We start from the raw sequence: 22189 nt of genomic DNA, 5'->3' as shown, positions 1-22189 counted from the left end.
CCTTTTGAGTACGGGACCCGGAGCACACTCCGCCCCCGCACCGACCACCCACGACTCCGACTCGCCCCCGACCGGGGATGCCCGCCGGACCCCCGCACCACCGCCCGAGGCCCGTCGCCGGACCTCGATGTTCGCCTCGCTGAGAATCCGTAACTACCGCCTCTTCTTCCTGGGCCAGGCGGTGTCGAACATCGGCACCTGGATGCAGCGCATCGCCCAGGACTGGCTGGTACTCAGCCTCACCGGCTCGGCCACCGCCGTGGGTGTCACCACGGCCCTCCAGTTCCTGCCCATGCTGCTGCTCGGCCTCTACGGCGGCGTCCTCGTCGACCGGCTGCCCAAGCGCGGCACCCTGCTGGTCACCCAGGCCGCGATGGCCGTCACCGGCCTGGCGCTGGCGCTGCTGACCCTCACCGGCCGGGTGGAGGTCTGGCACGTCTACGTAGCCGCCCTCGCCGTCGGACTCGCCACGGTGGTCGACAACCCGGCCCGGCAGTCCTTCGTCACCGAGATGGTCGGCCCCGACCAGCTCCAGAACGCCGTCAGCCTGAACTCCGCCAACTTCCAGTCGGCCCGGCTGGTCGGCCCCGCCGTCGCGGGCCTGATGATCACCGGGGTGGGCACGGGCTGGGCGTTCCTGTTCAACGGCCTGTCCTTCGTGGCACCGGTCGCCGGACTGCTGCTGATGCGGGCCCGTGAACTGCACGCGGTGGAACGCGCCCCGCGCGGCAAGGGCCAGCTCCGCGAGGGCCTGCGTCATGTCTCCGGCCGGCCCGAGCTGATCTGGCCGATCGTGCTCGTCGGGTTCGTCGGCACCTTCGCCTTCAACTTCCCGGTGTATCTGTCGGCCTTCACGGACGACGTCTTCCACGGCGGCGCGGGCACGTACAGCCTCTTCAACACCCTGATGGCCGTCGGCTCGCTCGCCGGCGCGCTGCTGGCCGCCCGGCGCGGCACGGCCCGGCTGCGCGTGATGAGCGTGGCGGCCATGGCCTTCGGCCTGATCGAGATCGTCGCCGCCGCGAGCCCCGCCCTGTGGATGTTCGCGCTGCTGATGATCCCGCTGGGCCTGTTCGGCATGACGATCAACGTCACGGCCAACACGGGCATCCAGATGGCCACCGACCCGGCCATGCGCGGCCGGGTGATGGCGCTCTACATGATGGTGTTCCTCGGAGGATCGCCGATCGGCGCCCCGATCGTCGGCTGGGTCACGGACACCTACGGCCCGCGCGTCGGCCTGGCGGCGGGCGGTGCCGTCGCCGCGCTCGCGGCCGCGGTGATCGGATTGATCCTGGCCCGCACGAGCGGGCTGCGGCTCTCGGTGGGCTGGGCGCACGGACACCCGGTGGTGCGGTTCGTGCCGCGCGAGCGGCGCGAGGAACTGGCCGCGGTGGCGTGACCCGCGGCGGCCGTCCGGACCGGACCGACGGCCCCCGCGGGGCCGGCCCCGCCCGGACGGCCGCCTCCGGTCCCGGCCGGTGGCAGGGTGGCCCCTATGAGACTCTTCGCCGCCGTGCTGCCCCCCGCCGACGTGATCAGCGAACTGGCCGCAGAGGTCGCCGAGTTGAAGAAACTGCCCGGCGCCGACCGGCTGCGCTGGACCGGCCGCCCGGGCTGGCACTTCACCCTGGCCTTCTACGGCGAGGTCGACGACACCGTCGTACCGGAACTGTCGGAGCGGCTGGAGCGGGCCGCGCACCGCGGTGACCCCTTCCCGCTGGCCGTGCGCGGAGGGGGCCAGTTCGGCCACGGCCGGGCCCTGTGGGCGGGGGCCGAGGGCGATCTGGAGGCACTGCGGCGCCTCGCCGACCGCAGCGAGGCGGCGGCGCGCAGGGCGGGCGTCGACATGGGCGCCCACCGGCGCTACACCCCGCACCTCACGGTGGCCCGCAGCCGCGACGCGGTCGACGTGCGGCCCCAGCTCGACCTGCTCGCCCGATTCACCGGCAGCACCTGGACGGTGGGCGAGCTGGCCCTGGTGCGCAGCAGCCAGCCGGTCTCCGGAGTGCCCGGCGAGCAGCCCCGCTACGAGGCGGTCGCCCGACTGCCGCTCGGCGCGTCCGGTTAGGCTCGGTCCCGTGGACCCGAAGACCAGGAACCGGATCATGGCCGGTGCGCTCGTACTGATGTTCGTAGTCGTGGCGATGGCGGCGGCCGTGGGGAAGTAGACCAGGCCGCCGCATCGCTGAGCCGCCGTGCGCGCCTACCAGGCGAAGGCCTCCGGGGAGGGGCCCGGGCCGGGGAAGATCTCGTCCAGTTCGCCGAGCAGCTCGGGGGCGAGGTCCAGCTCGACGGCCCGCAGCGCGGAGCCGAGCTGTTCCGCGGTGCGCGGGCCCACGATCGGCCCGGTCACTCCCGGCCGGGTGAGCAGCCACGCCAGCGCGACCTCGCCGGGCTCCAGCCCGTGCTTGTCGAGCAGGTCCTCGTAGGCCTGCACCTGCGCCCGGACGGCTGTGTCGGTGAGCGCCTCGGCCGTGCGGCCGCCGGCGCGCCGGCCGCCCTCGACCTCCTTGCGGATCACCCCGCCCAGCAGTCCGCCGTGCAGGGGCGACCACGGGATGACGCCGAGCCCGTACTCCCGCGCGGCCGGGACGACCTCCATCTCGGCGCGGCGCTCGAAGAGGTTGTAGAGGCACTGCTCGCTCACCAGGCCGTAGGAGCCGCGCCGGGCCGCGGTCTCGTTGGCCTGGGCGATCTTGTAGCCGGGGAAGTTGCTGGACCCGGCGTAGAGGATCTTGCCCTGGGCGACGAGGGTGTCGACGGCCTGCCAGATCTCCTCGAACGGCGTCGACCGGTCGATGTGGTGGAACTGGTACAGGTCGATGTGGTCCGTGCCCAGCCGCTTCAGCGAGGCGTCCACGGCCCGCCGGATGTTGAGCGCGGACAGCTTGTCGTGGTTGGGCCAGGCCTCGCCGTCGGCGGCCATGTTGCCGTACACCTTCGTGGCGAGCACGACCTTGTCGCGGCGCTCGCCGCCCTTGGCGAACCAGCTGCCGATGATCGACTCGGTGCGGCCCTTGTTCTCGCCCCAGCCGTAGACGTTCGCCGTGTCGAAGAAATTGATGCCGGCGTCCAGCGCCGCGTCCATGATGGCGTGGCTGTCGGTCTCGTCCGTCTGAGGGCCGAAGTTCATCGTGCCGAGGACCAGTCGGCTGACCTTGAGTCCGGTGCGTCCGAGCTGCGTGTACTCCATGGTCCCCAGCCAACGGCCTGGAGTGCGCTCTAGGCAAGGACCCGCCGTCGCGTCACCGGTGCGGCGTGTACCTGTCTCCCAGGCCCCACGCCTGGTGCATCGCCTCCGCGAAGGCCGCCGCCAGTTTGTGCTCGCCGCTCGCGCTCGGGTGGGTGCCGTCGTAGGTGTCGGTGAGGAGGTCGTAGGACTCCCCGACCGAGGCCAGCAGGAGCGGGGAGCCCGGTTCGTCGAGGTCGGCGATCTCCTTGGCCAGCAGCACGTTGAACTGCGCGACCTGCTCGGCGAAGTCCGCGTCGTCCTGGGCCCGGACGTTCGGGATGACCGGCAGCACGACCATGCGGACCCGGGGGTTGGCGGACCGCGCGGCCGTCACGAAGGCGCGGACGTTCTCCGCGGTCTGCTCGGCGTTGGTGTAGAAGCCCAGGTCGATCAGGCCGAGCGAGACCAGCAGGACGTCGGCCCGGCAGCGCCTGACCGCGTCGGCGATCAGCGGGGCCATGTGGAGCCAGCCCTCGCCCCAGCCGGCCAGGTGGGCGCGGGGGAAGTCCGGGTCGGCGTACTCGTGGGAGGTGGGCTCGCCCGTGGCCGGGTCGTGGAGCGTCTCGCGGGGGCCGACCAGCGCGAAGGGACCGCCGTGGGTGTCGCGCAGGTGCTGCCACATCCGGTGGCGCCAGGTGTGTTCGCCCGCGCTGCCTATGGTCATCGAGTCGCCTACGGGCATGAACCTGAGCATCCGCTCATCATGGAGGATCGGGCGTCCCGCCGGAGTCCCCCGGCGGTGTGAGGACCACCACCCGGCAGGTCCCGCGCGGTCCCCGGGCCGATCAAACCGCCGCCGAGGTGGCAGGCTTGAGCGCATGCGCCGATCCCTCGCCGCCGTGCTGTCCGCGGCCGCCGCCTGCCTGCTCGTGGGCCTCGCCCAGCCCGCCTCCGCCGCCGACGGGGACGAGGGGTTCACCATCAAGGACCCGCGCATCACCGAGTCCAGCGGCCTGACCGCCTCCCGGCAGCACCCGGGCATCTACTGGACCCACAACGACCAGGACACCGGCGCCTTCCTCTACGCCGTCGACAGCGCCACCGGCGAGACCGTCGCCACGGTCACCATGACCGGTGTCGGCGCCCCGCGCGACGTCGAGGGCATCGCCATGGGACCCGACAACCAGCTCTACGTCGGCGACATCGGCGACAACCTCGGCGGCACCTGGGAACACGTCTGGGTGTACAAGCTCCCCGAGCCCAAGGAGCTGAAGGACCAGTCGGTGCGGGCCACCCAGTACGTCGTCAAGTACGCCGACGGCCCCCGCGACGCCGAGTCGATCCTGGTGCACCCGAAGACCGGGGACGTCTACCTCATCGACAAGAACGAGGACGGCGGGCACCTCTACGCCGCCCGCGCCCCGCTGTCCCCCTCCGGCACCAACATGTTCGAGCGGGTCGCCCCGATCGACCTGTGGGCCACCGACGCCGCCTTCTCCCCGGACGGCGAGCGGTTCGTGGTGCGCGGCTACCTGGGCGGCATCGCCTACGACTGGAACGACGGCAAGCCCCGGCGGCTGGAGCGGGTCAGCGTCCCGCTGGGCCAGGGGGAGTCAGTCAGCTACTCGGCCGACGGCACGAAGCTGATGCTCGGCATGGAGGGCGCCGGCAGCGCGGTGGAGGCGCAGGACGCGCCCGGCGGCTCCGGCGGCTCCGACTCGCCCTCGTCCGGCGGCGGTTCGGGCGCCGCCGCCGACGGCGACGAGAGCGGGTCGGGCCTGCGCGTCGAGTACGTCGTCATCGGCGCCGTCGCCCTCGGCCTGTTCGGCGTCACCCGGCTCAGGAGGCGGCGCTCGTAGGGACTTGGGTTCCGGTGGCCCGGCGTTCAGGTGTGCCGGGCCCGGGCCGGTGAGCCGTGCTCACCTGTTCCAGTGCCGGCGTACGTGCTCCTCGACGGCCTGCGCCCACTTCTCCCGGTCCATGTCCGCGTAGGCGAGCGTCACCGGCGGGTTGCCGCCCGGGTGGACGTCCATCTCCTCGGCGAAGCTGATGAGGACGGTCTCCAGCTCCCAGCCCTGGTAGTCCCAGGACTCGGGGAAGTGGAAGTCCAGCTCCTGCCAGTAGTCCGTGGAGCGGCGGGCCTTGTAGCGCTCGGGCCAGGCCTGGGAGAAGACCTTCACCTCCGACTCGTGGAAGCGGAAGCCCAGGTCCTCGTAGATGTCGAAGAGCATGTCCTGCGCCGGCAGCGCGTGCACCTCGATCTCGTCGAAGTCGCCGCGGTCGACGGCCCCGTCGACGGCCAGCTCGGTGCGCACGGCCACCCGGCTGCCGCGCAGGCGCTCGCCGCGGGCGTGGGTGAACGGCATGGTCCAGGGCACGTCGACGCGGACCTGGCGGGTGAGTTCCGCCCCGGCCGGGAGACGGAAGGGCTCCTCGGTGACGGCGGTGACGGCGTACGGGCGGTTCCAGGCGGTGGAGCCGTCCACCTCGCGGTCCTCGGCCCGGACGACGAGCTCCAGGTGCAGCCGCTCCACGTCGAGGTCGGCGCCGCCGCCGCGGAGCCGGACGGTGAGGTCGAGCGGGGCGCCGGGCAGGACGCGCCCGGTGTCGACCACGGTGTCCACCGTCGGGGCGTTGGAGCCGAGCGTGCGCAGGAACGTGCGAAGTGCCATGTGGCGGGTCCCCTCCCGTTGGTGACGGTCCGTTCGGGGGCCGTCGTTCCGGGAGCCTATGCCGAAATGATCAATTCCGGGCGCGCTGTGACACCAGCGACTCGAGGCCGTCGAGCATCCGTTGCAGTCCGAACTCGAAGTGGTCGAACTCGGGGCCGAAGGCGTCCTCGGAGAGGGCGGCGAGGGCGGGGTAGCGGCCGCTCGTCATGACCCGCTCGAGGAACGGGTACTGCGCCTGCCAGAACTCGGCGTCGGTCAGGCCGGTGTGCCGCTCGGCCTCCTGTGCGTACAGCTGGGTGCGGGCGGCGCCCACCACGTACGCGTCGATCATGATGATCACGGAGACCAGCTCGGGGTCGGTCAGGCCCATGGGCGGCTTGATGCGGGTCAGCACCGCCTCCATGCCGCCGAGGGCGCTGGGGCCGAGGATCGGGCGGTACTGGTTGACCCCCAGCAGCCAGGGGTGGCGGCGGTAGAGGCCGAGGAGTCCGCGGGCCGAGGCCTCCAGGGCGGCCCGCCAGCCGTCCTCGGGGGCGGTGGCGGTGAGTTCCGGCGACGGGACCTGGACGCGGTCCAGCATCAGGTCGAGCAGCTCGGCCTTGCCGGGGACGTGGCGGTACAGGGACATGGCGCCGGTGCCGAGCTCGGTGGCCACGCGGCGCATGGAGAGCGCCGCGAGGCCCTCGGCGTCCGCGACCCGGACGGCCGCGTCCACGATCCGGTCGAGCGACAGGGCCGGTTTCGGCCCCCGGGTGGGCCGGTGTCCGGTGTCCCACAGCAGTTCGAGGGTGCGGACGATGTCGCCCCTGCCGCTGGCCTGCGTACCGCTGTCACCGCTCGTCATACGGGTCAGTTTAGGACCTCGCGAAAAAACTGAGTACGGCGTACGCGTAATCGGGTACGGTGTACTCAGTTCTGGAGGAGGGGCTATGGACGACGACGGATACGCGGTACGGGCGCACGGGCTGGAGAAGAGGTACGGCGACAAGCGCGCCCTGGACGGCTTCGACCTGACCGTCCGGGAGGGCACCGTGCACGGCCTGCTCGGGCCGAACGGCGCCGGCAAGACGACCGCCGTGCGCATCCTGTCCACGCTGGTCGGGCTGGACGGGGGCAGCGCCACGGTGGCGGGCCTGGACGTGGCCCGGCAGCCGCGCGAGGTGCGCGCGCGGATCGGACTGACCGGGCAGTACGCGGCGGTCGACGAGGTGCTCACCGGCCGGCAGAACCTGGAGATGTTCGGACGGCTGTTCCACCTGGGCGGCAGGCTCGCCAGGTCCCGCGCGAGCGAACTGCTGGAGCGGTTCGACCTGACCGACGCCGCCGACCGGGGCGTCGGCAAGTACAGCGGCGGCATGCGGCGCCGCCTCGACCTCGCCGCCTCGATGATCCTCGCCCCGGCCGTGCTGTTCCTCGACGAGCCGACGACCGGGCTGGACCCGCGCAGCCGCGGCGAGGTCTGGGAGTCCGTACGGGCGCTGGTGGCGAGCGGCACGACCGTGCTGCTGACCACCCAGTACCTGGAGGAGGCCGACCGGCTCGCCTCCCGGATCACCGTCATCGACCAGGGACGGGCCATCGCCGACGACACCCCCGACGGACTGAAGAGCGCGGTCGGGGGCGACCGCATCGAGGTCGTCGTCGCCGAACGGTCGGACATCCCCCGGGTCGTGAAGACCGTCGCCCGGGTCTGCGACGGCGAACCCGAGGCGGACGAGGCCGAGTTGAGGGTGCACGCCCAGGTCACGGACCGGGTCGCCGCGCTCACGGAGGTGGCCCGCACCCTTCAGGACGAGGGCGTCCGGGTGGAGGACATCGGACTGCGCAGGCCGAGCCTCGACGACGTGTTCCTGCGCCTGACCGGACACCGCACCGAGAAGGAGGAGGCGGCCGCATGAGCGCCCCGGACCTCACCGCCCCGCGCCGCGGACGCGTCCACTGGGCGCTCGCCGACTGCTGGAACATCGTCCGCCGCGGCCTGACCCACTACCAGCGCCAGCCCGTCAACATCGCCTGGCAGCTGGGCTTCCCGATCCTGTCGGTACTGCTGTACGGGTATGTCTTCGGCTCGGCGATGACCGTGCCGGGCGGCGGCGACTACACCGAGTTCCTGATGCCCGGCATGTTCGTGATGACGATGGCGTTCGGCTTCATCAACACCGCGACGGTTGTCGTGTACGACTCCACCAAGGGGGTCATCGACCGGTTCCGCTCCATGCCGATGGCCTCCTCGGCCGTGGTCGCCGGGCGCGGCGTCACCGATCTGCTGATCGCCTGCGCCGAGTTGGCCATCATGATGCTCACCGCCCTCGCCATGGGCTGGCGGCCGGACGGCGGCTTCGGCTTCCTGGCCGCCTTCGGGCTGCTGCTGTGGCTGCGGTTCGCGCTGATCTGGCTCGGCGTCTGGCTCGGGCTGCTGGTACCCAACCCGGAGGCCGCGGGAGGGCTGTTCGCGGTCGCCTTCCCGCTGACGATGATCTCCAGCATCTTCGTCGCACCGCAGCTGATGCCCGACTGGCTGGGGTGGGTCGCCGCGTGGAACCCGATCTCCTCGACCGCCGCCGCCACCCGTGAGCTGTTCGGCACGCCCGCCGGGGCCGGTGACTCGTGGGTGGAGCAGCACGCGCTGCTGATGGCGGGGGTGTGGCCCGTCGTCCTCACGGCTGTGTTCCTGCCACTGGCCGTCCGGCGGTTCCGGGGCCTTAGCCGCTGAGAGACGGCGAAGGGGCGCCCGCCGTCCTGGCGGGCGCCCCTTACCGTCGTACCGGTTACGGCTACAGCTTCTCGATCACGTAGTCGACGCACTTCGTCAGCGCCTCGACGTCCGCCGGGTCGATCGCCGGGAACATCGCGACACGCAGCTGGTTGCGGCCCAGCTTGCGGTAGGGCTCGGTGTCCACGATGCCGTTGGCGCGCAGCACCTTGGCGACCGCGGCCGCGTCCACGTCGTCGGTGAAGTCGATCGTGCCGATGACCGCCGAGCGCTTCGCCGGGTCGGTGACGAACGGGTTGGCGTACTTCACGTCCTCGGCCCAGCCGTACAGCGTGCGCGCGGAGGTGGCCGTGCGGCGGACCGACCAGTCCAGGCCGCCCTGGCCGTTGATCCACTCCAGCTGCTGGTTCAGCAGGAAGAGGGTGGACAGGGCCGGGGTGTTGTACGTCTGGTTCTTGCGGGAGTTGTCGATCGCCGTGGGCAGGCTGAAGAACTCCGGGATGTGCCGGCCGGACGCGTGGATCCGCTCGGCGCGCTCGATCGCCGCCGGGGAGAACACGCCGATCCACAGGCCGCCGTCGGAGGCGAAGGACTTCTGCGGGGCGAAGTAGTAGACGTCCGTCTCGGCGATGTCGACCGGCAGGCCGCCCGCGCCGGAGGTCGCGTCGACCAGCACGAGGGCGCCCTCGTCGGCGCCGGCCACGCGCTTGAGCGGCATGGCCACGCCGGTGGAGGTCTCGTTGTGGGTGAGGGCGTAGACGTCCACACCCTCCTGCGCGACGGCCTCGGGGTGCGTGCCCGGCTCGGAGGCGATGACGTCCGGCTCGGCGAGCCAGGGGGCCAGCTTGGCCGCCTTGGCGAACTTCGAGGAGAACTCGCCGAAGTTCAGGTGCTGCGACCTGTTCTCGATCAGGCCGTGGGTGGCGATGTCCCAGAACGCGGTCGAGCCGCCGTTGCCGAGGATCACCTCGTAGCCCTCGGGCAGCGAGAACAGCTCGGAGATGCCCTCGCGCACCTGGCCGACCAGGTTCTTCACCGGGGCCTGGCGGTGGGAGGTGCCGAGCAGGGACGTGCCGGTGGCGGCCAGGGCGTCCAGCGCCTCCGTCCGCACCTTGGAGGGACCCGCGCCGAAACGTCCGTCGGCGGGCTTGATGTCAGCGGGAATCTGGATCTCAGCCACGGGGGGAGCGTAGCCGGTGGGGGTCGGCTCGGTGAAACGTCGTCCGTCGCGTGAGACGGGGTGCGTGTCGAGGGGCTGGGGGCTGTGCCCCCTTGTCCTCAAGCGCCGGACGGGCTGGGAGTGCCTGCGGCGGCCCGTTCCTGTCCGGTGGGGGTCGGCGTGGCGCGTTCGGTGGGGCTGTGGTGCGGGGCCGGGCCGGGGGGTATCCGTCCTCGGTCCGCCGATCCGGTCTCCTACGGGGGTTCTGGTGTCTGACGGCGGCCGCTGCGGGCGGACACCCCCCGCCCCGTCCCCTTGCCGCCGTACGCGTCTTTCCGCCGCCGCTGCGGGCATGCGTGCCTCCCCCAGTGCCTTAAGGGCCTGGGAGGTACCCCCAGGGCGGCACGGGTGGGCGCTGCGGCACCTCGTCGCGCCGAGTTGCGCACCGCCCCCGCATCAGCAACCGCCGGGCGGCACCTCGCTGACGCCGAGTTGCGAAACGCCGCGGCTTCCCGACGTCCCTCGCCTCACGGCTGGTTGAGTGGCGGCATGTCCGAGTTGCAGGCCGACCTGCGTTCCTCAGTCCGCGGCGACATCCGTTTCGACGTCACCTCCCGTGCCCTGGTCACCATGGACGCCTCCAACTACCGGCGAGTCCCCCTCGGCGTGGTCGCCCCCCGGGACGCCGAGGACGTGGTCACCGTACTGGAGGTGTGCCGCGAACACGGCGTGCCGGTCGTGCCGCGGGGCGGCGGTACGTCCATCGCGGGGCAGGCGACCGGGACGGGCGTCGTCCTCGACTTCACGCGGTACATGAACCGGCTGGTCGGCCTGGACCCCGAGAGCCGGACCGCCGTCGTCCAGCCGGGGCTCGTCCTCGACCGGCTCCAGGAGGCCGCCGCCCCGCACGGGCTGCGCTTCGGGCCCGACCCCTCCACGCACAGTCGCTGCACCCTCGGCGGGATGATCGGCAACAACGCCTGCGGCTCGCACTCGGTGGCCTGGGGGACGACCGCGGACAACGTGCGGGAGCTGGAGGTGCTCACCGCGCGCGGGCGGCGGCTGCGCCTCGGGAAAGGCTGGGCCGGGGCTCCCGACGGGCTGCGGGAGCTGGCCGAGGGCGAACTGGCCCGGCTGCGGACCGGATTCCCCGCGCTGCCCCGCCGTATCTCCGGCTACGCCCTGGACGCCCTGCTGCCGGAGAGGGGTGTGGACGTCGCCCGCTCCTTCTGCGGATCGGAGGGGACGTTGGGCGTGTTGACGGAGGCGGTCGTCGGTCTCGTGGAGGTGCCCCGCGCGCGTGCCCTCGCGGTGCTCGGATACGCCGACGAGAGTGCGGCGGCGGAGGCGGCGGTCGGGCTGTTGTCGTACGGGCCGCTGACCGTGGAGGGCATGGCCGCCGATCTGGTGCCGTCGCTCGCCGATCTGCCCCTCGGCAGGGCCTGGCTGTTCGTGGAGACCGGCGGGGAAACGCAGGGGGAGGCACGCGCGTGTGCGGACGCGATCGTCCGTGCGGCCGACTGCCTCGACGCGATGGTGGTGAGCGATCCGGTCGGGCAGCGGGCGCTGTGGCGCATCCGTGAGGACGCGGCCGGCACGGCGACACGTATGCCGGACGGTACGGAAGCCTGGCCCGGCTGGGAGGACTGCGCAGTACCACCCGCGCGGCTCGGAGGGTATCTGCGTGAGTTCCGGGGGCTGCTGGGCGCGCACGGGCTGCGCGGGACGCCGTACGGTCACTTCGGGGACGGCTGTGTTCATGTCCGCATCGACTTCGATCTGCTGAGTGAGGCCGGGGTGGCCCGCTTCCGGCGCTTCTCCGGGGATCTGGCCCGTCTGGTCGTCGCCCACGGCGGTTCGCTCTCCGGCGAGCACGGCGACGGGCAGGCGCGTGCCGAGCTGCTGCCGGTGATGTACGGCCTCGAGACGGTCGCCCTGTTCGAGCGGGCCAAGGCCGTGTGGGACCCCGACGACCTGCTCAACCCGGGTGTCCTCGTGCGTCCCGCACCCTTGGACGCCAACCTGCGGTTCGCCGTGCTGCCCCGTGAGCCCGTCGACGTCGCCTTCGGCTACCCCGCCGACGGCGGCGACTTCTCGGCCGCCGTCCGCCGCTGTGTGGGCGTCGCCAAGTGCCGTACGACGGGGTCGGGCGGGGCGTCCGTGATGTGTCCGTCCTTCCGGGCGACCGGTGAGGAGGAGCACTCCACGCGCGGGCGGGCCCGGCTGCTGCACGAGATGCTCGCCGGGGAACTGGTGACCGACGGCTGGCGGTCCACCGAGGTCCGTGACGCCCTGGACCTCTGCCTGTCCTGCAAGGGCTGCCGCTCGGACTGCCCGGTCGGCGTCGACATGGCCACGTACAAGGCGGAGTTCCTGCATCACCACTACGCGGGGCGCCGCCGCCCGGCCGCGCACATCGTCATGGGAAGGCTGCCGGAGTGGCTGCGGTGGGTGGCCCGGCTGCGGGCGGCCCGCGTGCTGAACGCGCTGGCGGGCGTACGGCCGCTCGCCCGGTTCGCCAAGCGGCTGGGCGGTGTCGCGGCCGAGCGGGAGATCCCCCGGCTGGCGGCCGAGCCCTTCGGCCGGTGGTGGCGCCGCCGCCGCGAGCCGGGAGCGAGTGCGGGCGCTCTGGTGGTGCTGTGGCCGGACACCTTCACCGAGCATCTGTCCCCGTCCGTGGGGCGGGCGGCCGTACGCGTGCTGGAGGCGGCCGGGCTGCGGGTGGCGCTGCCGCCGACGCTGCTGCCGCGAGGGCGGCGGCTCGCGGACGGGCGCACCCGGTCCGCCGCCGCGCTGCTGGGGGTGCGCCGGGGGCGCGTGTGCTGCGGGCTGACCTACGTCTCCACCGGGCAGCTCGACCGGGCCCGTACGGTGCTGCGGCGCACCGTGGATCTGATGGAGCCGGTCCTCGACTCCGGGGCGCCGGTCGTCGTGCTGGAGCCGAGCTGCGCGGCCGCGCTGCGGACCGATCTGCCCGAGCTGCTCGGCGACGACCCCCGTGCGGCACTGCTGGCCGGGCGGGTGCTCACGTTCGCGGAAGTGCTGGAGCGGCATGCCCCGGACTGGCGGCCGCCTGTGCTGGACCGGTCTGTGACCGGGCAGACCCACTGCCATCAGCACGCGGTCCTCGGCGACGCCGCCGAACGGCGGCTGCGGGCGGCGGCGGGCCTGACCGGGGAGCTGGCGGGCGGCTGCTGCGGCCTGGCCGGGAACTTCGGCTTCGAGCGGGGGCATTTCGAGGTCTCGGTGGCCTGTGCGGAGGAGCAGCTGCTGCCGTCCGTGCGTTCGGCCCCGGCGGGGACCGTGGTGCTGGCGGACGGGTTCTCCTGCCGTACGCAGCTGGAGCAGGTGGGCGGGGTGCGGGGGCGGCATCTCGCGGAGATCCTGGCGGAGGGCCTGGCGGAGGGCCTGACCGACGGGGAGTCAGGGGTGTGAGGGCTGTACACGCCTGACGTGAGTCCATTACTGTGGACTGGTAAGTGCATCGTGATGAACATGATCATGTCCGCGCCCAGCCTCAGGAAGCCCCCGTGAGCACTTCGAGCACCACTCCCACGCCGGCCCCGGCGTCCACGGCGGCGTCCGCGCCGGTGAGCGCGGGCGGGCCCGGCCGGCGACGCGGCGGCTCACTGGGGTCCCTGGGACCCGTCGGGCTGGTGCTGGCGGGCGGGATCTCCGTGCAGTTCGGCGGGGCGCTCGCCGTGACGCTCATGCCGCGGGCCGGCGCGCTCGGCGTGGTGACGCTGCGGCTGCTGGTCGCGGCGGTCGTGCTGCTGATCGTGTGCCGGCCCCGGCTGCGCGGCCACTCGCGTGCCGACTGGGGCACGGTGGTCGTCTTCGGCATCACCATGGGCGCGATGAACGGGCTGTTCTACGAGTCCGTCGACCGCATCCCGCTCGGTGCGGCCGTCACCCTGGAGGTGCTCGGCCCGCTCGCCCTGTCCGTGATCGCCTCCCGGCGTGCGGTGAACCTCGTCTGGGCCGGGCTGGCCCTCGCGGGGGTGTTCCTGCTCAGCGGCGGAGGCTTCAGCGGACTCGACCCGGTGGGTGTGGCGTTCGCGCTGGGGGCGGGCGCGATGTGGGCGGCGTACATCGTCTTCAGCGCCCGCACGGGCCGCCGCTTCCCGCAGGCCGACGGCCTCGCCCTGGCCATGGCAGTGGCCGCCCTGCTCTTCCTCCCCCTGGGCCTCGCCGAGTCCGGCGCGAAGCTCACCGACCCGGTGACCATCGCCCTCGGCGCGGGCGTGGCGATCCTCTCCTCCGTCCTGCCCTACACCCTCGAACTCCTCGCCCTGCGCCGCCTCCCGGCCCACACCTTCGCCGTCCTGATGAGCCTGGAACCGGCCATCGCCGCGGCAGCCGGCTTCCTCATCCTCGACCAGGCCCTCACCACCACCCAGTCCGCCGCGATAGCCCTCGTCATCGCCGCGAGCATGGGCGCGGTGCGAACCCAGGTGGGCCGCCGGAAGGCAGTCCCCGAGGTTTGAGCCGCCCGTGCGGTCCGGCCGGACTAGAGTCGGACTCGTGGTCCGAACCAACCGGCAGCCGGCGCTCGGCCGGTCCGTCGGCCCCCCGGGCACGAAGGGAACGGCAGCATGAGCCTGCAGCACAACGAGGCCGCCGACGACCGCCCCACGATCCCTCGCCCTGAGCGGTCACCGGGCGCTCTGCGTGCGGCCTGTGCCGTTGTGGCCCCGGCGCCCCTCCCGGCCTGTGACAGGGCCAAGGACCAGGCGCTGGCCGAGGCCGTCGAGCATGGGTCGCTGAAGCCCGTGCACGCCTATCTCGCCCACTGGGCCGCCCTGATCGAGATCGAGAGGCACCCGGAGACGGCCAAGCGGTACCACCGCGCCGAGTATCTGGCCCGTATAGCCGCAGTCCCGGAGGAGGCCCGCGAGCACCTCACCACGGCGAGCGTCCTCTACCGCGCCGCGGCCGAAGCGGTGGCGACGCGGTGACCTGGAGTCGGGAGTACATCCCGGACGAGGAAACCGTGGCGGCGGGTGCGCCGCCCGGATTTCTGGCCGAAGTGGAGAAAGCCGCCGACGAACTGGTTCGTGCCGCGGCGGCTCTGTATCTTCACGGGCCTGCGTACCCGGAGGCGGACGAAGGCGCGAAGCACGCCTTCGTCCGCCGGGTGGCTTCTTCGTCTACATGGTCACGCCGAGGTCGGAGCTGGTCACCATCTGGCAGATCACGCCCGACCCCGAGCTGTGACTGTGTCAGTGCTTGACCGACTCCAGGAAGGCCGACCAGGCGGTCGCGGGGAAGACGAGTGCCGGGCCGTCCTTGGTCTTGGAGTCGCGGACGGCCAGGTGGGGGGTCAGACCGGCGACCTCGACGCAGTCGCCTCCTGTGCCTCCGCTGTACGACGACTTACGCCACTGCGTCTTGGTCAGGCGCTGGCTGTTCTGCATAGCGTTCCTCCCGTACGCGGGCGATCAGTGCTGCCGAGTCCTCCACGGAGAGGGCCGCGGCCTGCAGATGATCGTAACGATGCGAACAGTCCGTGACGACGTCTGGGTTGGCGGTCATGTACCCCTTGTCGTAGTTCTCGGAGTAGACGAGGTCGGGGTCGCTGTCGAAGCGTAGGACGTTGAACGACCCGGCTGTGGCCGGGTGGTGCCCTACGCCGAGCGGCAGCACCTGCATCCGCAGCCCCCGCTGCTTCTGGAGGCTCAGTAGGCGCGTGAGCTGTTCCCGCATGACCTTCCGTCCACCGAACGGTCTGTGCAGCACCACCTCGTCCAGGACCACCCACACCAGGGGCGGCTTCTCCCGCGTGAGGATGCGCTGCCTGTCCATGCGCGCCGCAACCTGGTCGTCGAGCTTGTCCGCCAGGCCGGCCTCCAGAACCGCCCGCGCGTACCCAGGCGTTTGAAGCAGGCCGTAGACCACTTGGGACTGGAACGTAGAGATGTACGCCGCCCTGGCCTCCATCTCCGCATAAGGCTGAAACCAATGCGGCAACTGGCTGCGCAGCACCAACCCCACCAACCGCGAGAACAACCCGTCCGTCCCCAGCGCGGCGTCCACCCGTTCCGAGAACTCCCTCGTCGGGACCTTCAACGTCGTCTCGATCTGGCCGATCAGGGACCCCGTGCAGAAGACGATCGAGCCCAGGGCCTTCTGGGTCAGCCCGGCCGCCTCTCGCGCGGCGCAGCTCGTAGCCGTAGTAGTCCAACGGGGATGCGCTGGGGTCGAGTTCGCGGATGTGCACGGTGACCACCTCCTGTCACCGAGCGTAGCCACGCGATCGCGAACAGGTGCGGGGGTGTGGAGAACTAATTAATGCAAGCATGCTTGATTGTTTCTGGTGTCGCTGCCATGCTCCCCACCACGACACCCCGGAGGGGAGCGAACCCGTGTCCGATCCGACGCCCGTGTTCGACGATCTGCGTGCCGAGAGCGAGGAGCTCGACCGGCTCGTGGCCGAGCTGGAGCCGGGGGAGTGGGCCACGGCCACCCCCGCGCCCCGCTGGAGCGTGGCCCACCAGATCGCCCACCTGGCCTGGACCGACCACTCGGCCCTGCTGGCCGTGACCGACCACGACGGTTTCACCGCGCTGGTGGAGCAGGCGCTGAAGGCGCCCGGGTCGTTCGTCGACGACGGCGCCGACGCGGGTGCCGCGCTGGCGCCCGCCGAGCTGCTCGCCCGCTGGCGGGAGGGGCGCAGGGCCTTGGACGAGGCCCTGCGTGCTGCGCCGCCCGGCGCCCGTTTTCCCTGGTACGGGCCGCCGATGTCGGGCGCGTCCATGGCCACCGGGCGGCTGATGGAGACCTGGGCGCACGGCCAGGACGTGGCCGACGCGCTGGGTGTCGTACGGCCGCCGACCGACCGGCTGCGGCATGTGGCCCGGATCGGCATCCGCGCCCGCGACTTCGCGTTCGGCGCGCACGGGCTGACCCCGCCGGCCGAGGAGTTCCGTGTCGAACTCGTCGCGCCGTCGGGGGACCTGTGGGCCTACGGGCCCGAGGACGCCGCCCAGCGTGTCACCGGGAGCGCGCTCGACTTCTGCCTGCTGGTCACCCAGCGGGCCCACCGGGACGACGTCGCCCTCACCGCCACCGGCGCGGACGCCGACCGGTGGCTGGACATCGCGCAGGCCTTCGCGGGGCCGCCCGGTGAGGGCCGTAAGCCCAAGGGGGCCGGGGCGTGACGCTGCGCATCGGCAATGCCTCCGGCTTCTACGGCGACCGTTTCGACGCGATGCGCGAGATGCTCACCGACGGTGAACTCGACGTCCTCACCGGCGACTACCTCGCCGAACTGACCATGCTGATCCTCGGCCGGGACCGGCTGAAGGACCCCGGCGCCGGGTACGCCCGTACGTTCCTGGGGCAGTTGGAGGAGTGTCTGGGGCTGGCCCGGGAGCGCGGGGTGCGGATCGTCGCCAACGCGGGTGGGCTGAACCCCGCCGGACTGGCCCTGCGTGTCAGGGAGTTGGCCGAGCGGCTCGGCATCTCCGTCCGGGTCGCCCACGTCGAGGGCGACGACCTCACCGCCGCCCACCCCGGCAGCCTCGCCGCGCACGCCTACCTCGGCGGCTTCGGTATCGCCGAGTGCCTGCGGCAGGGCGCGGACATCGTGGTCACCGGGCGCGTCACGGACGCCGCGCTGGTCACCGGGCCGGCCGCCGCGCACTTCGGCTGGGGTCCGGGCGACCTGGACCGGCTCGCGGGCGCGGTCGTCGCCGGGCATCTGCTGGAGTGCGGCCCCCAGGTCACCGGCGGCAACTACGCCTTCTTCGCCGAGGGCGACGTCACCCGTCCCGGCTTCCCGCTCGCCGAGATCCATGAGGACGGCAGCAGCGTCATCACCAAGCACCCCGGCACCGGCGGCTTCGTCGACGTCGGCACGGTCACCGCGCAGCTGCTGTACGAGACGCAGGGCGCCCGCTACGCCGGCCCCGATGTCACCGCCCGTCTGGACTCCGTACGGCTCACCCAGGACGGGCCCGACCGGGTCCGCGTCGAGGGCGTGCGCGGCGAGGCCCCGCCGCCGACCCTCAAGGTCGGCCGCAACACCCTCGGCGGCTGGCGCAACGAGGTCGTCTTCGTCCTCACCGGCCTCGACATCGACGCCAAGGCGGCGCTGGTGCGGCGGCAGCTGGAGCCCGCCCTCGCCAAGGTCGCCGAGGCCCGCTGGGAGCTGGCCCGCACCGACCACGGCGACGCCGCCACCGAGGAGACCGCCAGCGCCCTGCTGCGGCTCGTCGTGCGCGACCCCGACCAGGCCGCCGTGGGCAAGGCGCTCGGCGGTGCCGCCGTGGAACTGGCCCTCGCGAGCTACCCCGGCTTCCACGTCGCCGACCTGCCCGGAAGGGGCACGCCCTACGGCGTCTTCGAGGCGGCGTACGTCCCTCAGGAGACCGTCGGCCATGTCGCCGTGCTGGACGACGCCAGGCGCGTCCCCGTGCCGCCGCCGGGCCTCACCCTCGTACCCGAGGACGTGCCGGAGCCCGCCCTGCCCGGACCGTTGCCCGCCGGGCCGGTGCGCCGCGCGCCCCTGGGGCTGGTCGCCGGGGCCCGCAGCGGCGACAAGGGCGGCGACGCCAACGTGGGCGTGTGGGCGCGCACGGACGACGCCTGGCGCTGGCTCGCGCACGAACTGACCGTCGGCCGGTTCCAGGAGCTGATCCCCGAGAGCCGCGACCTGACGGTCACCCGGCACGTGCTGCCGAACCTGCGGGCCCTGAACTTCGTCGTCGGGGGCGTCCTCGGCCAGGGCGTCGCCGCCCGGCACCGCTTCGACCCGCAGGCCAAGGCCCTCGGCGAATGGCTGCGCTCCCGCCACCTGGACATCCCGGAGGTACTGCTGTGACCGCCCCCGAACCGCTGGAGGCCCTGCTGTGACGGTCCTGTCCTCGGCCCTCGACCCCGCGAGCGCGGAGTACCGGGCGCACCGCGAGGCCATGCTCGCCAAGCTCGCCGAGTTGGACACCGAGCACGCCAAGGCGCTGGCGGGCGGCGGTGAGAAGTACATCGAACGGCACAGGAAGCGCGGCAAGCTGCTCGCGCGGGAGCGCATCGAGCTGCTGCTCGACCCGGACACGCCGTTCCTGGAGCTGTCACCGCTGGCGGCGTGGGGGAGCGAGTACGCCGTCGGCGGCTCGCTCGTCACCGGCATCGGTGTGGTGGAAGGCGTGGAGTGTCTGATCACCGCCAATGATCCGACCGTGCGCGGCGGTGCCTCGAATCCCTGGTCGCTGAAGAAGGCGCTCAGGGCCAATGACATCGCGCTCGCCAACCGGCTTCCCTGCATCAGCCTCGTGGAGTCCGGCGGCGCCGATCTGCCCTCCCAGAAGGAGATCTTCATCCCCGGGGGCGCGATCTTCCGCGACCTGACCCGGCTGTCGGCGGCCGGAATCCCCACGGTCGCGGTCGTGTTCGGCAACTCCACCGCCGGCGGCGCCTACATCCCCGGCATGTCCGACCACGTGATCATGGTCAAGGAGCGGGCCAAGGTGTTCCTCGGCGGCCCGCCGCTGGTGAAGATGGCGACCGGCGAGGAGAGCGACGACGAGTCGCTGGGCGGCGCCGACATGCACGCGCGCGTGTCCGGCCTCGCCGACTACTTCGCCGTCGACGAGCACGACGCCCTGCGGCAGGCGCGGCGGGTGGTCGCCCGGCTCAACCACCGCAAGGCGTACGGCGATCCGGGCCCGGCCGAGCCGCCCAAGTACGACCCCGACGAGCTGCTGGGCGTCGTGCCAGGCGACCTCAAGGTCCCCTTCGACCCGCGCGAGGTGATCGCGAGGATCGTCGACGCCTCCGACTTCGACGAGTTCAAGCCGCTGTACGGGACGAGCCTGGCCACCGGCTGGGCCTCCCTGCACGGCTACCCGGTCGGCATCCTCGCCAACGCCCAGGGCGTGCTGTTCAGCGAGGAGTCGCAGAAGGCCGCCCAGTTCATCCAGCTCGCCAACCAGCGCGACATCCCGCTGCTGTTCCTGCACAACACCACCGGCTACATGGTCGGCCGCGAGTACGAGCAGGGCGGCATCATCAAGCACGGCTCGATGATGATCAACGCGGTCAGCAACTCGAGGGTCCCGCACCTGTCCGTCCTCATGGGCGCCTCCTACGGCGCCGGGCACTACGGCATGTGCGGCCGCGCCTACGACCCGCGCTTCCTGTTCGCCTGGCCCGGCGCCAAGTCGGCCGTCATGGGCCCGCAGCAGCTCGCCGGCGTGCTGTCCATCGTGGCCCGGCAGTCCGCCGCCGCGAAGGGGCACCCGTACGACGACGAGGCGGACGCCGCCCTGCGCGCCATGGTGGAGCAGCAGATCGAGTCGGAGTCGCTGCCCATGTTCCTGTCCGGGCGGCTCTACGACGACGGCGTCATCGACCCGCGCGACACCCGCACCGTCCTCGGCCTGTGTCTGTCCGCCGTCCACACCGCGCCCTTCGAGGGCGTGCGCGGCGGCTTCGGCGTCTTCCGGATGTGAGACGAATGATTACTTCTGTTCTGGTCGCGAACCGGGGCGAGATCGCCTGCCGCGTCTTCCGCACCTGCCGTGAGCTGGGCATCCGTACCGTCGCCGTGCACTCGGACGCCGACGCGAACGCCCTGCACGCGCGCGTCGCCGACACGGCCGTACGCCTCCCGGGCGCGGCCCCCGCCGACACCTATCTGCGCGGCGACCTCGTCGTGAAGGCCGCCCTCGCCGCGGGCGCCGACGCCGTGCACCCCGGCTACGGCTTCCTCTCCGAGAACGCCGGCTTCGCGCGGGCCGTCCTGGACGCCGGACTGGTGTGGATCGGGCCGCCGCCGGAGGCCATCGAGGCCATGGCGTCCAAGACCCGTGCCAAGGAGTTGCTCGGGATCGCGCCCCTGGCCGAGGTCACCGAGGCTGATCTGCCGGTGCTGGTGAAGGCCGCCGCGGGCGGCGGCGGGCGCGGCATGCGCGTCGTACGCCGCCTGGCGGACCTGCCCGCCGCCCTGGAGGGCGCCCGCGCCGAGGCGGCGAGCGCCTTCGGCGACGGCGAGGTGTTCACCGAGCCCTACGTCGAGAACGGCCGCCACGTCGAGGTGCAGATCCTCGCCGACACCCACGGCACGGTCTGGGCCCTCGGCACCCGCGACTGCTCCCTCCAGCGCCGCCACCAGAAGGTGATCGAGGAGGCCCCGGCACCCGGCCTGTCCGCCGGACTCGCCGAGGAACTGCGCACGGTGGCCGTCCGCGCCGCGCGGTCTGTGGACTACGTCGGCGCGGGCACGGTCGAGTTCCTCGTCGCCGACGGCCGGGCGCACTTCCTGGAGATGAACACCCGCCTCCAGGTCGAGCACCCCGTCACGGAGGAGATCTTCGGCCTCGACCTCGTGGCGGAGCAGATCAGGATCGCCGAGGGCGAGGCGCTCGCCCAGGACCCGCCGCCCGCCCGCGGCCACGCCGTCGAGGCCCGCCTCTACGCCGAGGACCCGGCCCGCGACTGGGCCCCCCAGACCGGCACCCTGCACCGCCTCGTTGCCCCCGGTGCCGTCCGCCTGGACACCGGCTACACCGACGGCGACGACATCGGCGTCCACTACGACCCGATGCTCGCCAAGCTGGTCGCCCACGCCCCGACCCGGGCCGAGGCCGTCCGCAGACTGGCCGGCGCCCTGGAACGCCTGACCCTGCACGGCCCCGTCACCAACAGGGCCCTGCTGCTGGCGTCCCTGCGGCACGAGGAGTTCGCGTCGGCCCGCATGGACACCGGCTTCTACGACCGCCATCTCGCGGACCTCGGCGCGCCGGGCGACCCGCTCGCCCCGCTGGCCGCCGCCCTCGCCGACGCCGCCCACCGCGGCTCCCGCTTCGGCGGCGGCTGGCGCAACGTCCCCTCCCGGCCGCAGCTCAGGCGCTACGAGCTGGCGGGGGAGGAGGTGGAGGCCCGCTACTCGTGGACCCGGGAGGGACTGCGGGCGGACGGCGTGCGGGTCGTCCACGCGAGCGCCTCTCTCGTCGTCCTCGAAACCGACGGAGTGGCCCGTAAGTTCGAGGTCGCGGCCTACGGCGACCGGATCCACGTCAACGACACGGCCCTGCGCGCCCTGCCGCGCTTCCCCGAGCCCGAGACCCAGCACGCCCCCGGCTCCCTGCTGGCCCCCATGCCGGGCACGGTCGTCCGAGTGGCCGACGGCCTCACCCCCGGCTCACCCGTAAAGGCGGGCGACCCCCTGATCTGGCTGGAGGCGATGAAGATGCAACACCAGATCACCGCCCCGGCGACCGGAACCCTGACAGCTCTGCAAGCGACCCCGGGACAGCAAGTGGAGGTAGGAGCACTCCTGGCCGTGGTCGAAAGCGACGCCGCCTAGGGGCGAGGGCCCGTACCGATCTACTACTCCGCCGAGTGAGCGCGACCAACCTGCTTCTAGGGGCGCGGGCCTGTATCGATATGCGGCTCCGCCGAGTGAGCGCGAGCCACCCATCTTTTAGGGGCGCGGGGAACTGCGCGACCAGCCACCCACGACGGAAAGC

The 22189-nt window shown here is 72.6% G+C and carries 18 protein-coding genes and 1 pseudogene; 12 read left to right on the top strand and 7 right to left on the bottom strand.

Features of this window, described 5'->3' with window-relative positions; translation table 11 throughout:
- Nucleotides 1-4: 4 nt before the first annotated feature.
- The gene (locus ACZ6SQ_RS25980; protein ID WP_469566108.1) at nt 5-1402 is read left to right on the top strand and encodes an MFS transporter; all 1398 of its coding nucleotides are present in this window, start codon (nt 5-7) and stop codon (nt 1400-1402) included.
- Nucleotides 1403-1498: 96 nt separating this feature from the next.
- Nucleotides 1499-2071, top strand: a complete 573-nt coding sequence (gene thpR, locus ACZ6SQ_RS25975; protein ID WP_469566105.1) for an RNA 2',3'-cyclic phosphodiesterase — start codon at nt 1499-1501, stop codon at nt 2069-2071.
- 135 nt (nt 2072-2206) lie between these two features.
- Here thpR and ACZ6SQ_RS25970 read toward each other — a convergent pair whose 3' ends face one another.
- Nucleotides 2207-3196: an aldo/keto reductase gene (locus ACZ6SQ_RS25970; RefSeq protein WP_469566103.1), complete on the bottom strand. Its 990-nt coding sequence runs from the start codon at nt 3194-3196 to the stop codon at nt 2207-2209.
- A gap of 52 nt (nt 3197-3248) precedes the next feature.
- A complete protein-coding gene (locus ACZ6SQ_RS25965) occupies nt 3249-3929 on the bottom strand; it encodes an SGNH/GDSL hydrolase family protein (protein ID WP_469566101.1) in 681 nt (226 codons plus the stop codon).
- 124 nt (nt 3930-4053) lie between these two features.
- Here ACZ6SQ_RS25965 and ACZ6SQ_RS25960 point away from each other — a divergent pair, with 124 nt between their 5' ends.
- A complete protein-coding gene (locus ACZ6SQ_RS25960; protein WP_469566099.1) occupies nt 4054-5034 on the top strand; it encodes a WD40 repeat domain-containing protein in 981 nt (326 codons plus the stop codon).
- A gap of 60 nt (nt 5035-5094) precedes the next feature.
- Here ACZ6SQ_RS25960 and ACZ6SQ_RS25955 read toward each other — a convergent pair whose 3' ends face one another.
- Together ACZ6SQ_RS25955 and ACZ6SQ_RS25950 are read right to left on the bottom strand one after the other, a co-directional pair.
- Nucleotides 5095-5847: a sporulation protein gene (locus tag ACZ6SQ_RS25955; protein WP_469566097.1), complete on the bottom strand. Its 753-nt coding sequence runs from the start codon at nt 5845-5847 to the stop codon at nt 5095-5097.
- Between the two features lie 70 nt (nt 5848-5917).
- Complete coding sequence (locus ACZ6SQ_RS25950; RefSeq protein WP_469566095.1) at nt 5918-6691, bottom strand: TetR/AcrR family transcriptional regulator; 774 nt, start codon at nt 6689-6691, stop codon at nt 5918-5920.
- A gap of 85 nt (nt 6692-6776) precedes the next feature.
- On the opposite strand from ACZ6SQ_RS25950, the gene ACZ6SQ_RS25945 reads away from it, so the two are divergent.
- Complete coding sequence (locus tag ACZ6SQ_RS25945; protein ID WP_469566093.1) at nt 6777-7745, top strand: ATP-binding cassette domain-containing protein; 969 nt, start codon at nt 6777-6779, stop codon at nt 7743-7745.
- Nucleotides 7742-8560, top strand: a complete 819-nt coding sequence (locus ACZ6SQ_RS25940; RefSeq protein ID WP_469566091.1) for an ABC transporter permease — start codon at nt 7742-7744, stop codon at nt 8558-8560. Before ACZ6SQ_RS25945 ends, ACZ6SQ_RS25940 begins: the two co-directional genes overlap by 4 nt.
- A gap of 61 nt (nt 8561-8621) precedes the next feature.
- On the opposite strand, the gene serC is transcribed toward ACZ6SQ_RS25940, so the two are convergent.
- Complete coding sequence (gene serC / locus ACZ6SQ_RS25935) at nt 8622-9740, bottom strand: phosphoserine transaminase (protein WP_469566089.1); 1119 nt, start codon at nt 9738-9740, stop codon at nt 8622-8624.
- A 528-nt stretch (nt 9741-10268) separates the two neighbouring features.
- Between serC and ACZ6SQ_RS25930 the strand changes: the two genes are divergently transcribed.
- From ACZ6SQ_RS25930 to ACZ6SQ_RS25920, 3 genes are all read left to right on the top strand, one after another.
- A complete protein-coding gene (locus tag ACZ6SQ_RS25930) occupies nt 10269-13154 on the top strand; it encodes an FAD-binding and (Fe-S)-binding domain-containing protein (protein ID WP_469566087.1) in 2886 nt (961 codons plus the stop codon).
- 95 nt (nt 13155-13249) lie between these two features.
- A complete protein-coding gene (locus tag ACZ6SQ_RS25925) occupies nt 13250-14206 on the top strand; it encodes an EamA family transporter (protein WP_469566086.1) in 957 nt (318 codons plus the stop codon).
- Nucleotides 14207-14314: 108 nt separating this feature from the next.
- A complete protein-coding gene (locus tag ACZ6SQ_RS25920) occupies nt 14315-14677 on the top strand; it encodes a DUF6247 family protein (RefSeq protein WP_469566084.1) in 363 nt (120 codons plus the stop codon).
- Nucleotides 14678-14941: 264 nt separating this feature from the next.
- Here the strand turns inward: ACZ6SQ_RS25920 and ACZ6SQ_RS25915 are convergent, their stop codons facing one another.
- Nucleotides 14942-15136 (bottom strand): DUF397 domain-containing protein, encoded by a 195-nt coding sequence (locus ACZ6SQ_RS25915; RefSeq protein WP_469566082.1) that lies wholly within the window; start codon nt 15134-15136, stop codon nt 14942-14944.
- A pseudogene (locus ACZ6SQ_RS25910) lies at nt 15096-15939 on the bottom strand (helix-turn-helix domain-containing protein). Before ACZ6SQ_RS25910 ends, ACZ6SQ_RS25915 begins: the two are co-directional and overlap by 41 nt.
- A gap of 145 nt (nt 15940-16084) precedes the next feature.
- Here ACZ6SQ_RS25910 and ACZ6SQ_RS25905 point away from each other — a divergent pair.
- Genes ACZ6SQ_RS25905 through ACZ6SQ_RS25890 form a run of 4 tightly spaced genes read left to right on the top strand, consistent with a single transcriptional unit; the run spans nt 16085 to nt 22026 of the window.
- Nucleotides 16085-16879 carry a TIGR03084 family metal-binding protein gene (locus ACZ6SQ_RS25905; RefSeq protein WP_469566080.1) on the top strand — a complete coding sequence of 265 codons (795 nt, stop codon included), beginning with the start codon at nt 16085-16087 and terminating at the stop codon, nt 16877-16879.
- Nucleotides 16876-18543, top strand: a complete 1668-nt coding sequence (locus ACZ6SQ_RS25900; protein ID WP_469566078.1) for an acyclic terpene utilization AtuA family protein — start codon at nt 16876-16878, stop codon at nt 18541-18543. The genes ACZ6SQ_RS25905 and ACZ6SQ_RS25900 overlap by 4 nt, the downstream gene beginning before the upstream one ends.
- A gap of 28 nt (nt 18544-18571) precedes the next feature.
- Nucleotides 18572-20170, top strand: coding sequence for an acyl-CoA carboxylase subunit beta (locus ACZ6SQ_RS25895; RefSeq protein WP_469566076.1), 1599 nt, complete (start codon nt 18572-18574; stop codon nt 20168-20170).
- A 5-nt stretch (nt 20171-20175) separates the two neighbouring features.
- On the top strand, nt 20176-22026 hold the full coding sequence (locus tag ACZ6SQ_RS25890; RefSeq protein WP_469566074.1) for an acetyl/propionyl/methylcrotonyl-CoA carboxylase subunit alpha: 1851 nt from the start codon (nt 20176-20178) through the stop codon (nt 22024-22026).
- Nucleotides 22027-22189 lie beyond the last annotated feature (163 nt).

This window comes from Streptomyces sp. NPDC048600 (assembly GCF_055587025.1).
The sequence above is the reverse complement of the archived record's forward strand: the minus strand, read 5'-3'. Positions and strand labels throughout refer to the sequence as shown.

Coding starts and splice junctions, on each gene's coding strand:
- ACZ6SQ_RS25950 (WP_469566095.1), bottom strand. CDS start 6,691: ATGACGAGCGGTGACAGCGGTACGCAGGCCAGCGGCAGGGGCGACATC.
- ACZ6SQ_RS25955 (WP_469566097.1), bottom strand. CDS start 5,847: ATGGCACTTCGCACGTTCCTGCGCACGCTCGGCTCCAACGCCCCGACG.
- ACZ6SQ_RS25930 (WP_469566087.1), top strand. CDS start 10,269: ATGTCCGAGTTGCAGGCCGACCTGCGTTCCTCAGTCCGCGGCGACATC.
- ACZ6SQ_RS25890 (WP_469566074.1), top strand. CDS start 20,176: ATGATTACTTCTGTTCTGGTCGCGAACCGGGGCGAGATCGCCTGCCGC.
- ACZ6SQ_RS25960 (WP_469566099.1), top strand. CDS start 4,054: ATGCGCCGATCCCTCGCCGCCGTGCTGTCCGCGGCCGCCGCCTGCCTG.
- ACZ6SQ_RS25940 (WP_469566091.1), top strand. CDS start 7,742: ATGAGCGCCCCGGACCTCACCGCCCCGCGCCGCGGACGCGTCCACTGG.
- ACZ6SQ_RS25920 (WP_469566084.1), top strand. CDS start 14,315: ATGAGCCTGCAGCACAACGAGGCCGCCGACGACCGCCCCACGATCCCT.
- ACZ6SQ_RS25970 (WP_469566103.1), bottom strand. CDS start 3,196: ATGGAGTACACGCAGCTCGGACGCACCGGACTCAAGGTCAGCCGACTG.
- ACZ6SQ_RS25945 (WP_469566093.1), top strand. CDS start 6,777: ATGGACGACGACGGATACGCGGTACGGGCGCACGGGCTGGAGAAGAGG.
- ACZ6SQ_RS25965 (WP_469566101.1), bottom strand. CDS start 3,929: ATGCTCAGGTTCATGCCCGTAGGCGACTCGATGACCATAGGCAGCGCG.
- thpR (WP_469566105.1), top strand. CDS start 1,499: ATGAGACTCTTCGCCGCCGTGCTGCCCCCCGCCGACGTGATCAGCGAA.
- ACZ6SQ_RS25915 (WP_469566082.1), bottom strand. CDS start 15,136: ATGCAGAACAGCCAGCGCCTGACCAAGACGCAGTGGCGTAAGTCGTCG.